Here is a 14,600-nt window from a genome sequence, read left to right as displayed (position 1 = left end):
GGAACGTTTCTATCCAGAGAGGTCGTGAAGGTGTTCAATACCAACGGGAAATCATGCAGCATCCCGATTTTCGCATTTTTACACGGCTTTTTCCCCATGCCCATTGGAAAAATGCCGGCCCAACAGCGTCTGATCTACAGGGCGATACGCCTTACGAATTTTGCCACGGATCTCGAAAAAGCGGTCCAGGCAGCACTTCCGCTTGTAGGCGCACCCGGCACAGGAAAAGGGGCTATCACAACGAGGAACGGGGAGAGTCTCGAACTTGCCCCCCGGAGCGTCTGCCGGCGCTTTTGCGTAGAGGCTTCCCCAGTCCATATTCACCAGATGCGTCAAACTCGCGCCGTAAGGGCCATCTCCAAACTCTTCTTCCAGTCTCTCCAGAATATTCTGTTCACCTTGCGAGGCGTACCGACAATATGCGCTCAGTAACTGGCTCAATTCCGCTGCATCGCCCTTGAGTGGATGAGCAGTCGGTTCTTCCAACATGTTGAGCGCAACGTCCAGTCGGCCGGCTTCAATGTAAATAAAGGCCAGAAACAGTTTCGGCTCCATCCACGTATGCAGCGGCAGTCGAAACAAACACCTTTCAAGGAGACCTTCCAATCGAGAAGAAAAAATGTGCTCGCTACGAAACTTGGATTCACAAGCTGCGGCCAGTCGTTCTACATCACGTTGAGAGGCCTCGGAGAGACGAAAAAGAACACCAAGTGACTCATCAAATCCCTCATAAAAATAGTCGAACTCTGCTGCTTTCAGCGGTGCAGGCGCAGATAATTTTTCAATATAAGTGTAGTGTGCGGGAAATCCCAGGAAGGAAAAATCCCGTATGTAGATACGTCCACCGATTGCTTCGACTTGATCCCGTACAAACGAAAGATACTCCGCGTTACTTTTCCCAGGAGCGGTGAAGGCGCGGGAAAAATCACACGGCGGTGCGTCCGGCAACAGTATCCACAAAGAACTATGTACGTTATTATAAATGTCTTTCAAAAGAGGTCGTTCTTGTGACCACATCGAATAACAGTATGCTAGCTCATTCCTTCCCTGATAAAGTTCCGTAATACAACGCTGAAACGCTACATCGAAGACAGGATCGCTTCCAAAGCATAAACCATAACGATCATTTTCTTTGTCCACTACAATAACTGCAAGAACCGGTATGGTCCCACCATTGGTGCAGTCTTTGGCAATAACCTCGAATCCCTCCTCCTGCAGCGCCGTGAGAATGTCCCGTAGTCCCGGTGAAACAATGGGTGCCGTCTCCAACGGGATCGTTGGCATCTTCATTCTTTCCTTCGTGACCAGTCGCACAGCATATCGCTCCAAAATCTCGCAAATCCCTTGAGTCAGGGACTCCTCCGCCGTATTTCCCGAACTCATCCCCGTGGAAAGTGTACAATGCGTCATGAATTCATACGGTAAAGGTATAATTTTCTCACGTGACACATCCCAAAAAGGCAAACAAACCAGCGTATTATCAGGGTGAGCAGCATCTGTATCGAGGAGCTCGCTCATCACGCCCGGTGCATCACGCCGAAGGTCGCTCACCGTGCGCTCTCCTTCGTCAAAGTGCATGGGTTCTTGGGGCTGTATTTCACCCAGGCGACCGAAAAAGAGGGGATAAAAACACTGAAGTCGTTCCAGAAACTCGGCGTAGGCGCTGGCAGTGCTGTAGTCGTCGGTTGCGCCTTTCCCATTAGCCCCGAGGAGAGGATACGTTTTGTCCGTCAAATGGAGAGAGTGGCATCCCGCAGCAGGGTTGAAGCGTATCTCGGCCATGGGCTCCTTGTCGCCGAGGCCCACACTATAGAGAATCGATTTGATCCGCTCCACGGTTTCCTGGGGAGAACAGTCTTTGTGATTGCCGAAGGGGTTTGAGTCAACGTGGAGGGGCGTTTGAGTCGTCATGTCGTTTCCTTCCTGGCTTGGGTATGCGCGTTGCACATGTCCTTGGTGGAGAATTTCGGCTGGCCGCAACGGAGCCGACACGTACGTCGATACCCGACACATTGTCCGCAGCGGCCAGCCTGTATCGTAATACGATTAGAAGGTCGCGGAGAAGACGATCGCGGCAGCCAGGCGTTCGTCGTTCACTTCCGCTAAGTCTGTATCAGTCGGCTTGGCCGGCACAACAAGCACAGCTTCGTTTTCTTTGGCTTCAAACACACTCACCGTGGTTCCGGCCGGAAAACTGACGCCTTCCTCGGCCAAGACAGCGGACGGATCGGCCAAAAGACGCTGTTTGAACTCCTCATCCGCCCAGGACTTGGCTACGATGCGAGACCACTGTTTTTGCTGTTCGTTCATTTCGCTCATGCATATTCTCCTTACTGGGGATGATTGCGGAGTTTACCGCAATTTATAATATACCGAAGGCATCAACCATCGCCGCCAAGCGCTCTTCGGTCACATCTCCTAGTTCGGCATCCGTCGGCTTAGTCGGCAGGACAAGTACAGCTTCGTTCTCCTTGGCTTCCAACACGCTGACCTTGGCTCCGGCCGGGAAGCTGACGCCCTCCTCGGCTAAAACCGTCGTCGGATCGGACAAAAGGCGCTGTTTAAATTCCTCATCCGCCCAAGACTTGGCCACGATGCGGGCCCACTGTTTTTGCTGTTCGTTCATTTCGCTCATGGGTACTTCTCCTTGCTTTGTGTGAAGGAACGGTCTGCAGCAACCTCTTTATGAAACTAAATCACATAGATATAGGGCCAATGTGCCGCCAAGCGTTCATCTAATTCATCCGGCAGCCCCATATCTGCCGGCCTGGTCGGCAAAACGAATATGGCTTCATTTTCCTGAGACTCCACTACACGGACCGTAGCACCGGCCGGGAAACTGGCACCCTCATCGGTCAAAACCGCAGCCGGATCGGTCAAAAGGCGCTGTTTGAAATCATCATCTGCCCAGGCCTTTGCGACAATGCGGGCCCACTGTTTCTGCTGTTCATTCATCTCGTTCATCACTGCTCTCCTGTAAAATGAGATTGTGGGGCATACTTGCGTCTCTGCGGCATCCGGTGCGTTAACCGGAATAACCCCGACAATGTGCGGCTCTCTCCAGTTCTTGACATCGGAACCGGATGCGGGCCGTCCTTGGCCAGAAGCCGTTTTTGAATTCCATTTCCACTCAAATATTGACCACGATGTAAAACCGAAGTTTCCGGCACTCACGACAGTTATTCCTGGACAAACTCCGCGAGGTAGTCGACCTGTCGACCATTGTGACCGGCCAGTGTCGCGGGTTTACGGCAACCGCCGGCACAAGCCTCGATGTATTCACACTCATGGCATTCCTCGGGCAGCACCTCGTAGGAACAATGAGCATGAAGCACCGGCGAGTTACGGACGTCGTCAAGCGATCCCTGCGTGAACAATTCACAGGTGCCGAAACAGGCTGTGAGCATGCCGTCAAAATTCACGTTCAGGGCCTTGAAGGGGCCGCAGGCCCTGCCCCGGCCAAAGAAGACTTTAGCTCCAAGGCTCGTTGGAGTGACACTGCAGAATGGCGCCGCGATACCGATGCCCTTGACCGTCTCGGGATACGCGTCCATGAGGTCAGACATTTCCTCGGCTAAAGCCTGCATGATCTCGCGCGTCAAAGGACGTGGGTCGTCCGGCGAAGACTCGAAGCGCAACGGCCCCCACTTCAGTTGAGGTCGAGCCTGCAAAAAGGGAATAAACTCGTGCAGTTTTCCCAACATCTCAGGTGTCATGACCGTGAACATGACCACCTGGAAAAGACCTCGTGCAAGGGCTTGGTCGATGGCCGCAATCTTCTTGGCCAAGACATCGGAGCATCCTGTAATCTCGTCCATGCTCTGCGGGTCCAATGTAGGAATGCTGACACGGAGATCATTGACGAGCAGGCGGTTGTAGAGCGCTGGATCAGCCATGCCATTGGAATTCAGGATGACATAACGCTTCCGGACTTGGGCATAGTTACACAAAAGCTCGATGTCGGGATGGAGTGTGGCTTCTCCACCAGTGAAGCGTACGGCCGGGACGTCGTTGTCCACACACCAATCGATCCAATCCATGACGGCGGAAGTCGGCATATGGCTTTCGGCTGACCATCGATCCATGGAGCCGAGGTAGCAGAAGGAACAACGCAGATTGCACGCTCGGGTGATCTCAATTTTCAGCTCGATGGGCTCAACGACAAAATCCGGAAGGGTATGCATAGGGCGGTGTCCTTATATTTATTGAGGTTGACTCTACGTCAACTTCTACAAATGGAGTAGACAATAAGTTCAAAGAGGTTACACAGTCGATAACAAATTTTTCGTAAGAGAGCGGTCTTCCCGAATTTCCCTTAGCAAAGAGACCAGGAGCAGAAGATTTGTTTGAAAGAGCCGCCGAGAGGATACCAAAATGGATCAATACATTGAAATAACAGAGTATACCCGGGAAGGAGAGACTGTCGAGCGTGACTTGCACCTCGTCGGTTGTGCGTATGGTGGATCATCCAGCTCTCCCCCTGACGAGTAAAGCAATTTCGGGTGTCTGGCTCAGTATAACGATAGCCCCAAACAATAGGATATACCAGCTCTGTCAGCAAAAAGAAGCTAACAAATCGCATAGATTCAATATAATTCGAAAAATATGAGGAATAATGTTGAAATGCACCCGACTTGGTTACGCCCTCGTTGCGCCGTGGAATGCTCTCATTCTCGAAATTCGTTCAAGGCGGTGTTCCCTGGAATCTGCTCCATGCACTGGCACTACGTAAAAAGAGAACAACACTCCACAACCAATAAATGGTTTCAGAATGTTAGCAACATCTCTCGGTAACAATTTGTATCTGAGATCCAATTTCCAATCCGTGTTCTTCTTCCGTTTCTATGCTCCATCCTGCCTCCGACAAGCACAATGATTGTACAAAGTGCAATACTCTTGTTATGTAAAAAGATATCAATAAGACCATCTCTCTGAAGAGGAAGTGACTCTAAATCTCTTTCCATTGAAAAATACAAAAGACGCAAAGAGTATAACAATGCCTGTGCATCAAAAGTACCTTCTGATAATTTCCAACGTTATACTTTTCATTCTCCTTGCTTTTTCAGCAAACGCATCGGAGAAACAAGCACTCTTAATCAGTTCATACCACCCTGGATTTCCAACTTTTTTTAAGCAAATGGAAGGGATTCAGTCTGTTTTTCGTCCCGCTGGGATCGCTCTCGACGTTGAATTCATGGACAGCAAACGTTTTTTTACGGAGACGGACTTCAACGTATTTTACTCACTCTTGCGTCATAAATTAAAGCAAATAGAAGCATATGATGTAATTCTCACTGCAGATGATAACGCTTTGCAATTTGTCCTCCAACATCGCGAAGAGCTCTTTCCCCATACTCCTCTTGTATTCTGTGGAGTCAACAACCAAAAGCTTGCCCTTTCCTTGAGTGGAGCAGAAAACATCACTGGAGTGATCGAAGCAGTCTCCATGAAGGACACCATTAACACCATGCTCAGCTTGCAACCAAAATTGAAGACGATCTATGCCATTGTAGACTCCACCCCAAGTGGGCAGGCCGATCTGATCGCCTACAAACAGTTGCGACATTCGCACCCGAACACCTTACTTGAAATGCTTTCTCTCCAAGACCTGACGTGGGACGAATTTGGAGAACGTCTTCGTGCCCTCAAAATGAGCGATGCACTCCTGCTGCTCTCAGCCTATCGAGATAAGAACGGAGTAACAAAATCCTTTGAAGAAAGCCTCGATTGGATAGTTTCTCACGCACCGGTACCAACTTTTCATCTCTGGGAGCACGGTATCAATCGCGGACTGATCGGAGGCAAAGTTATCTCTCAATTCGAACAAGGTAAACTTGCCGCACAGCTTGCCCTCGACATTTTACACGACATTCCGGCTAAAGAGCATCCTGTTATCGAAGGGGACAAAGCCAATCGTTATTTCTTCGATTATGCCGTCCTTGATCGATTCGACATCGACCCGTCTTTACTTCCTTCGGACACAATCTTCCTTAATCGCCCGCATACTATTTGGGAGGAGTACAAGACCGTTCTTTTTATCGTTCTTATTTTTACGGCCATGCTCATCCTTTTCTGCACATTTCTTGCGATTTATACAATTCGTCTCAGAAATGTTCGACGGATGCTCGCACGAGCAAATTTTCGGCTTAATGAAGCACAACGCGTCGGGGGTCTCGGTGATTGGGAATGGGACCCCAAAAGCGATACCATCACCTGGTCGGAAAATCTCTATGCTATTTTTGGAATTGATCCGGAATATGTTCCCTCAAGCTACAGAGGACAACTCGCCCTTTTCCACCCTGAAAGTGCAGAACGCTTGGACAACATGGTTACTCGCGCGTTGGAAAAGGCAGAACCATATGAATTGGAGCTCTCAAGAACACTCTCGAATGGAACGGTTATCCATCTCCTTGCTCGCGGTGTTGTCGAAACCGATGAAGATGGTAAGGTCGTTAGCCTTTTCGGCTCAATTCTCGACACCACACGGCGCAAGACATTCGAAGACAAGCTCACGGCAAGTGAAGAACGATACCGTCAAGTCGTAAGTTCTCTCCAAGAAACACTCTCCGTGATTTCCGCCGATGGAACCTTCCGCTTTGCCAATCCGAGAGCAGCCACAAACCTCTGCGGACTTCCCGACCCTGCACAAGTCATTGGTAAAAACATTCGTGAATTTGTCCCGGCCGATCAAGCAGAATACCTCATTGCAAAATATCGAGAAGTCGCTCAAGGCAAGGTATCCTCAATTCAAGAAACCATGGTGACCATGGCATCGCATGATATGTGGTTCCGGAATTCGTTGACTCCCATTGCATACGGCGACCAGGATGAGTCGTGTGTACTTTCTTTGTCTTTGGATATCACTGAGCAGGTCAATGTCAGGAAAGAACTCGAATCCATCAAAATCCACCTTGAACGCGTCCTTGACGCGACGACCGATGCGATATGGGAACTCGACCTCACCAATATGACAGGAACATATAGTTCCAAATATGCAACCATGCTGGGTTATCTTCCTTCAGAACTTCCCCCGGCATTTCCGGCTCAAACCGAGCTTCTCCATCCCGACGATAAAGACAGTGCGATCAAACATTTTAACGCATATATTGAACAGCGCTCTCCCTATTACAGAAACGAATTTCGTATGCGGCACAGCAATGGGGAATACATCTGGATTGAATCATCCGGAAAGATCGTCGAGTGGAGTTCCGATGGTAAACCGGCATATATGATCGGCAACAACGCCAATGTGACGGAGAGCAGACAGACGGAGCAACAACTTGCCGAAGCACACAAGAGACTCTCCTTTCATATGGAAAACTCTCCTTTGGCCGTCATTGAATGGAAGAATGGAACTCATATCAAAACATGGTCGAAGCAGGCGGAACATATTTTCGGCTGGAAAGAAGAAGAAGTTGTCGGAAAAAATTGGACCGATTTTGAGCTTGTCTATCCCGAAGACCAAGACGTTGTCGGACAAAACATTACACAATTATTTGAAGGTAAAATCCCCTTCAACACGATCAAAAATCGAAACTACCGTAAAGATAAAACCATTGTTCATTGCCAGTGGTACAACTCATCGTTGCTCGATGCAGAAGGCAACATGATCTCCATTTTGTCTCAGGTCGCTGATGTGACGGAACTCAAAAGCTACGAAGAAACATTGCTGCGGGCAAAAGAACAGGCTGAAAAGGCCAATCAGGTCAAATCTGAATTTTTGGCCAACATGAGCCATGAGATTCGCACGCCGCTCAACGGGATACTCGGCATGCTCCAAGTCCTCAGCACCAGCAATGTCGATGAAAAGCAGCGGAAATTTGTCGAAATGGCTATCCAGTCATCGAAGCGTCTCCATCACTTGCTTTCCGACATCTTGGATATTTCTCGCATTGAAGCGAATAGAATCAACCTTCAATCCATCGAATTTGATCTTGGCCAAACGATCCAACAGGCATGTGCACTTTTTGAAATCAGCGCCAAACAAACTGGCCTTTATCTCACTTGCGTCATTGATCCCCAGACGCCGGCGAAGGTCATCGGCGACCCTCTGCGACTTACGCAGGTACTGAACAACCTCCTTGGAAATGCCTTCAAATTTACCAAATCAGGAGAAGTTCATCTGGAGGTCTACCCCCTGCGTGGTCCGTCTTCAGCAACTCAACATATCCATTTTTCCGTTACAGATACAGGGATTGGCATTCCGGACGACAAAATTACCATGCTCTTTCAGCCCTTCTCCCAAGTCAGCGGAGGATTTAAACGTGATTTTCAAGGTGCAGGATTGGGGTTGACCATTTGCAAGCAACTCATCAAGCTGATGAACGGCACACTTGTGATTATAAGTGAAGTCAATGTTGGCACAACTGTTCATTTTTCTATCCCCTTGCCCCCGGCAGAATCGCATGAATGTATCGCTCCCCAATCGGAGAATTCCCCATTTCCCTTTTCATGTCCTCCTGTCATTGCCCCTCCAACGTTTGCGAAGGTGCTGCTGGTCGAAGACGATGACATCAATACAACCGCCACAAGCCATCTTCTTGAATCATGTGGATATACCGTCACCACAGCCAAGGATGGAAAGGAAGCGCTCGAAAGGCTTAAAACACACGATATCGATGTGATTCTTATGGATGTACAAATGCCCGTTATGGATGGCATTGAAGCGACTCAAGCTATTCGTCAAGGACAGGCAGGACAGGAAAAATCCAATATACCGATCATCGCGCTCACCGCATGTGCCATGCCTGGCGACAAAAAAACGTTCCTCAAAGCAGGAATGAATGCCTATCTCATTAAACCAGTCGAGCTGGAAGCAATGTGCGCCGCAATAGAAACAGCATACCATGCGGCCTGACGTTTGGACAAAGAGCATATTGACGCAACAGCAGAACCGTTAGCATCCACATGTCGTCGATCCAATAATTTCACAAGAGGACCATACTCATGAGAATATGCCTTTCCGTCATATTCATGCTCATTGTCCAGCTCTGTTGTGGTGTTTCTGGCCTACTGGCTTTCGAGATGCAACAAGATGAACAATTGCAGAAGGTCATCGAAGACGCTGGAGTGACAGGAGTCGTCATCGTTGAAGAACCTTCGGGAAAGTGTGTCACTTCGGATTCTACGCTGGCAAACACTGGGGCGATACCAGCATCGACCTTTAAAATCCTGCATGCATTGATCGCGCTTGAAACCGGTGTCATAGCCGATGAAAATGCCGTTATCCCATGGGATGGGAAGAAACGGAATGTCGCAGCATGGAACAAAGACCAGACACTCAAAAGCGCCATTGCCAATTCCACCGTGTGGGTATTCCAAGGATTTGCCCGAAAAATCGGTCCCGAACGCATGCAGGAATATGTGGATCGCGCCGATTATGGCAACCACAATATTGGCGGGGATATCGATTCGTTTTGGTTAGATGGAGAACTCCGCATATCTCCAGTACAGCAAATCCCTTTTCTCAAAAAACTCTATGACGATGCGCTCCCGTTCTCCAAACGGAATATGGACATTGTCAAACAATGTCTGGAAAAAGAACACACTGAGACGACAATCCTGCGCGGTAAAACAGGCTGGGCTCAACAGACAGGATGGTTTGTTGGCTGGTTGGAAAACACCGGGCACCCATGGTTTTTCGCAACGCGTATTGATATGCCCTCCTCCGCCCAAGCCGCGGCGCGCATGACGATCAACAATGCAGCCTTGGAGCAAGTCGGCGCTTTGCCATAGCCCATGCCAACACCAAAATCCATGAACGCAAGGGGCTACTCAATACCTAACATGGTCAATTCTTCCAAAGCATCCTCAAATTCATAATTGGCCAGTGACTTGGAGACTCGCCCAAGTGCTTCTCTCCACGGTTCATACTCCGGATTGCGCTGGATTTCATCCAACACGGTCACTGCGGCTGTATCCGATTCTTTGAGCAAACGTTGGAGTTGCTGAAGCAAGTGTTGCAGGCCATCTGGAAAAGGATCCGCTACAGCGAGCGTGGAGGCAGAATCTGTTCGCCACCCCTTGATCATTTTCCTCAACTCCGTGAACATGGGCTCCAATGTAGCGACCACCTTACGTAACTTTTTTTCTATTTCCGCAGCGGAGCGCATATTCTGACAGGCAAGTTCCAGCTCTAAAGCCGCTTGAGGCACATCTGTTGCACCAATCTGGCTTGAGACTCCTTTCAACGTATGTGCACACCGTACTGCAGCCATGGTGTCGGAAGACTGCCACTCCTCTCGAAAAAGATGTTCAAAATCCTTATACTCATTATAGAATTTCACCAAAAGCTTTCGATACAATGCGGTATCCCCTAAAATGGTATCCAGACCAAGCTCAACATCAAGCCCAGGAATATCTGCAAAATCCATCAATGCTTTTGTCTCAATACGTTGTGCTGCAAGAGAACCAACATCAGGGCATATGCGATGAACCCACTTTCCTAAAGTCTGAAAGAGTTCCAAGACTTTAATAGGCTTGCCGATGTGATCATTCATACCAGCTTCGAGCGACCGTTCCCGATCTCCAACCATAACATTGGCCGTCATGGCAATAATAGGCAACGTTTTAAACTGTTCCTGTTCACGAATTTTTCGGGTTGCCGTATATCCGTCCATAACCGGCATCTGACAATCCATAAGCACCGCATCAAAACATTCGCTTCCGAGCATATCCAGCGCAACTTGACCATTTTGCGCTACACGGACAGAAATCCCATGGCTTTCCATCAACTCAAGCGCCACGTCCTGGTTAATTTCATTGTCTTCGACGAGCAAAATGCGACTCCCCTTCAGACGTGCAATAACGTCTCCCATCACACCTTGTCGCAACGCATCCCGACGTTTCCGGTCGATCACACCACCTCTTGCTTCCACCATGGCGTCAAAGATCGTTGAAGGCATCACCGGTTTATTCAATACCGCCGTAATGAAAGGAAATGCGCCAATTTCCTCCTGAAGTCCGTCCCCTCGGTAAGAAGTAACAAGAATCATCAGAGGGATATTGTGAATGTCGGAGTAATTCTGCAGTGTACGACAGAATTCTCTCCCATTCAGTCCCGGCATATCCCAATCAATGATGGCAAAATCGTAGTTTCGTGTACGGCGCTGTGCTTCAAGAAATTCCAATGCGGAATCGATTGTATCAACACTATCCACACTAAAGCCAAACGCCGTCATCATTTCGGAAAAAATTGAACGTGCGTATTCGTTGTCATCCACGACGAGAATATGAAGATTTTGGTCAGCCAGTTGCTGACTATACCACATGACATCTTGATCCTGTTTGAGAAAACGAGCGGTAAAATGGAATGTGCTGCCAATGCCAGGATCGCTTTCAACCCATATTTGCCCCCCCATCATTTCAGTCAATCTTTTGGAAATGGCTAACCCCAGGCCGGCACCGCCATACTTTCGCGTCGTTGAGGAGTCGGCTTGGCTGAAATCTCGAAAGAGCTTCTTGATTTGCGCTTGGGTCAGTCCAATCCCTGTATCTCTGACCAAGAAATGGAGCATGACGTCAGATGCAGTTTCTTCCTCCACACGGACAGCAATGATCACTTCCCCTTGTGCCGTAAATTTGACCGCATTGTTTCCTAAGTTGATCAATATCTGTCCTAAACGTAACGGATCACCGACCAAAGCCGTCGGCATATTTGGAGATATATCGTATAAGACTTCTAAACCAGCTTCCTGAGCTTTCCAGCCAACCACACTGGATAAATTTTCAAAGACTTCTTCGAGATGGAAATCAATATATTCCATCTCAAGTTTGCCGGCTTCTATCTTGGAAAAATCGAGGATGTCGTTGAGAATACCCAACAAATTGTCCGCTGACAGATAGACTTTTTCGATATACGCTCGTTGTTTGTCATCAAGTGATGTTTGCAAAACTAAATGAGAAAGGCCAATAATTGCGTTCATGGGTGTACGTATTTCATGCGACATATTCGCCAGAAAATCGGATTTGGCGCGTGTCGCTTCTTCGGCCTGCTCTTTGGCTTCAGCCAAGGCTTTTTCCGCTTCTTTGCGCACAGTGATATCTTCTGCAATTCCGTCTATGGAAAGAAGATTTCCCTGCTGATCAAGAACGGGATGTTCAGAGATAAGGACATAGCGGTGGCTTCCATCATGATGGATATACGCCATCTCAAACTGCTGAAAACTTGTCTTGTCGTGAAGCATCTGTTGGATAAGCTTTGCACCTCGCTCGACCTCTCCGGGAAGCCACTGGATGGCCGTATGCAACTTTTGTCCGAGCAACGCTTCTTTAGACATTCCAAATACAGTCGTAGCTCCTTCGCTGACAAAAATGAATTCTCCATCCGCCTTGTGGCTGAAAATGACAAACTTCCCACCAAGTTCTTCCACCAATCGTTGATACTTTTCCTGGCTCTTGCGAATCTCGTCTTCCATTGCCTTGCGTGCCGTAATGTCGATGACCCACGAGAGGATGGCCTCTTCTTCCATGTATTCAAAATGATAATATGAAAGGATAACATCTATAATGTCACCATTTGAATCGTAGAGCTGGGTTTCTACATTTTTTGCTACGCCCTCTTTCCCTAACATTGCAAGAGTTTCTGTACGTTCTTCAGGATGCACATAGGCCGTTGCGACTTTTTCTCCAACCCGCAATCCCATGCGTGTCAGACTGGTGTTAGCGTACTGTACAATGCCATCGACTGATATGCCCACCCCAACAGGACTCGTATCCAAAATCAATTGAAGGCGTTGCCGCTCATTGGCTAATGCATCTTCCATTTTCTTCCGGTCGGTCACATCACGTAACACGGCAACAAAAATGGGATTTTCATTGACGATTGCGGTATTCAACGCAATTTCCATGGGAAAGATTTCACCACTTTTGCGCTTTGCCGGTACCACCTGCTGCTTCCCAATAACTTTCGGCGGCCCTCCTGCAAGATAATTCTTAATGTACTGGTTATGCTCTTTACTATATGGTTCAGGCATGAGTATATTGATGCTTCGTCCAATAAGCTCTTCTTTCGTATATCCGAAAATTTCTTCAGAAGCGGGACTAAATTCAGTGATAAGCCCCTGAGAATTTATTACAATAATACCATTATTGGCCGTATCAATGATACCGCGGAGATGAGCAGTGCGCTCCTGAACTGTTTCTTCAAGTGCTTTTTTCGCTTTTTCCAGTTCAATACGAGCTTTCTCTGCATCAGAAATATCTATAAATGTCTCTAACAATAAATTTCGATCGCCACGATGAATGCGCGTCACCGTCTTAAAAATAGGAATTTTTGAACCATCTTTCGTCAGCAACGTACGTTTTGACATATCCTCCGGTTCATTAAGGTCAAGAATCGGGCAGTTGTTCTCTTCTGAAGGACATGTCAACTTATGACATTTTCTTCCAAGAAGGTCTTCCTTAGAAAATCCCGTTATCTTCAGTGCAAATCCATTAATGTCGACAATCTCTCGTGTTTCTTGATCAATAATAAGAACACCAGCAGAAATAGAATTAAACAATTGATGCAAGAAATTTTTATGATCTTCAACTTCATTTGATTTCAAAATAATATTTTGCTGCGTCATATCTATATTTCGCAACATATCATTTACACTCACTCCAAGATCATAAATTTCATCTTTCCCAAAAAAATGAAGTTGGATATCATTCTTCTTTCCATCATCAATATCACGGACCTGTGTACTTAATGATTCTATACGATCTAAAATTTTCTTTTTAAGGAATATATATGTCAGTACTGCAGAAATAAATAATGCACACATCATAAATACAAAGTACGAGTTGATGATATACTGACCGTACGTTGAAATCGTCCGAGATTTTTCAACCCGCAAAAGAGCAATGGCTTGGCCATTGACATCGCGCAGAAGACCGGTGCCAATGATTTTGTCTTGCGAATACTGGATCGAAAAATCACGACCAGAGTTTTCACCGACTCCCGCTCCTGATTGCGCAACATGGTGAAATGGTTCCAAAGACAGTTGCAAGCCTAAGACATCACCCATCCTTTGAATCATTTGAGGGCTGAGCATTCTGACCATCAGCATGGTCCCTGCAGGCGGTCCAGTTTTTCCGCTTGTAAGAATGTATCGTTTAGCAACCAGGGCGATATCTCCATCGCTTAAGGCAAGGAGACCATACTTGAACGCATCATCATCATGAGAAAGCCTTATATCAATCTTTGACTGACGTACCAGGCTTTCTGAAAGATTCAAGTCGTCTTTCATATTACTTCCAAATGCTCTAGAATATATAACATGATGAACATTATCTTCGATAACAATTGCAGAAAGATCTTGATCAACAAATGTATTCATGACAAAATTTGAATCAATATACAATTGATTACCATTCTGAGAAAAATAATATGTATCGTCCCAATATGCCCAATCTATGAGTAACGCATCAAGATTATTTTGAATTTGTGAAAGATATGAAGTCGCTGTATCATAAGAAGAATACATCGAATCATCTTCAATGCTTTGAAAACCATCACGAATAATGAATACGGATGCAACAACCTGACATATGGCTAAAAAGATAACGATGGACAATATACCTAATAGAGCAACGTGTCGCAGTTTCACTGGCAACCT

General features: G+C 47.3%; 8 protein-coding genes. 2 read left to right on the top strand and 6 right to left on the bottom strand.

Translation table 11 applies throughout. From position 1 onward, the window contains the following. Positions 1-78: 78 nt before the first annotated feature. From G451_RS0103420 to G451_RS0103400, 5 genes are all read right to left on the bottom strand, one after another. A complete protein-coding gene (locus tag G451_RS0103420; protein WP_027183155.1) occupies positions 79-1,911 on the bottom strand; it encodes a YcaO-like family protein in 1,833 nt (610 codons plus the stop codon). Positions 1,912-2,046: 135 nt separating this feature from the next. Next, positions 2,047-2,319 (bottom strand): NHLP leader peptide family RiPP precursor, encoded by a 273-nt coding sequence (locus G451_RS27340; RefSeq protein ID WP_156921496.1) that lies wholly within the window; start codon positions 2,317-2,319, stop codon positions 2,047-2,049. A 43-nt stretch (positions 2,320-2,362) separates the two neighbouring features. Continuing rightward, positions 2,363-2,635, bottom strand: coding sequence for an NHLP leader peptide family RiPP precursor (locus tag G451_RS0103410; protein ID WP_027183154.1), 273 nt, complete (start codon positions 2,633-2,635; stop codon positions 2,363-2,365). Between the two features lie 56 nt (positions 2,636-2,691). Continuing rightward, on the bottom strand, positions 2,692-2,964 hold the full coding sequence (locus G451_RS27335) for an NHLP leader peptide family RiPP precursor (protein WP_156921495.1): 273 nt from the start codon (positions 2,962-2,964) through the stop codon (positions 2,692-2,694). Positions 2,965-3,179: 215 nt separating this feature from the next. Further along, entirely contained in the window at positions 3,180-4,184 is a 1,005-nt protein-coding gene (locus tag G451_RS0103400) for a radical SAM/SPASM domain-containing protein (protein ID WP_027183153.1), read from the bottom strand. A 1,010-nt stretch (positions 4,185-5,194) separates the two neighbouring features. Between G451_RS0103400 and G451_RS32220 the strand changes: the two genes are divergently transcribed. Together G451_RS32220 and blaOXA are read left to right on the top strand one after the other, a co-directional pair. Next, positions 5,195-8,857 carry an ABC transporter substrate binding protein gene (locus tag G451_RS32220; protein WP_169727813.1) on the top strand — a complete coding sequence of 1,221 codons (3,663 nt, stop codon included), beginning with the start codon at positions 5,195-5,197 and terminating at the stop codon, positions 8,855-8,857. An 89-nt stretch (positions 8,858-8,946) separates the two neighbouring features. Continuing rightward, positions 8,947-9,735, top strand: coding sequence for a class D beta-lactamase (gene blaOXA, locus G451_RS27325; protein ID WP_034640532.1), 789 nt, complete (start codon positions 8,947-8,949; stop codon positions 9,733-9,735). 35 nt (positions 9,736-9,770) lie between these two features. On the opposite strand, the gene G451_RS32215 is transcribed toward blaOXA, so the two are convergent. Further along, positions 9,771-14,591 (bottom strand): PAS domain S-box protein, encoded by a 4,821-nt coding sequence (locus tag G451_RS32215; RefSeq protein ID WP_051261089.1) that lies wholly within the window; start codon positions 14,589-14,591, stop codon positions 9,771-9,773. Positions 14,592-14,600: the final 9 nt, after the last annotated feature.

The sequence above is a fragment of the Desulfovibrio inopinatus DSM 10711 genome, assembly GCF_000429305.1.
In the GTDB taxonomy this organism is placed as follows: Bacteria; Desulfobacterota; Desulfovibrionia; order Desulfovibrionales; family Desulfovibrionaceae; genus Alteridesulfovibrio; species Alteridesulfovibrio inopinatus.
This window is presented reverse-complemented; position numbering and strand designations above follow the sequence as displayed.

Bases quoted from the DNA above. Each gene is read 5' to 3' on its own strand.
- G451_RS0103420 (WP_027183155.1), bottom strand. From the start codon at position 1,911: ATGACGACTCAAACGCCCCTCCACGTTGACTCAAACCCCTTCGGCAAT.
- G451_RS0103400 (WP_027183153.1), bottom strand. From the start codon at position 4,184: ATGCATACCCTTCCGGATTTTGTCGTTGAGCCCATCGAGCTGAAAATT.
- G451_RS0103410 (WP_027183154.1), bottom strand. From the start codon at position 2,635: ATGAGCGAAATGAACGAACAGCAAAAACAGTGGGCCCGCATCGTGGCC.
- G451_RS27335 (WP_156921495.1), bottom strand. From the start codon at position 2,964: ATGAACGAGATGAATGAACAGCAGAAACAGTGGGCCCGCATTGTCGCA.
- blaOXA (WP_034640532.1), top strand. From the start codon at position 8,947: ATGAGAATATGCCTTTCCGTCATATTCATGCTCATTGTCCAGCTCTGT.
- G451_RS27340 (WP_156921496.1), bottom strand. From the start codon at position 2,319: ATGAGCGAAATGAACGAACAGCAAAAACAGTGGTCTCGCATCGTAGCC.
- G451_RS32220 (WP_169727813.1), top strand. From the start codon at position 5,195: ATGGACAGCAAACGTTTTTTTACGGAGACGGACTTCAACGTATTTTAC.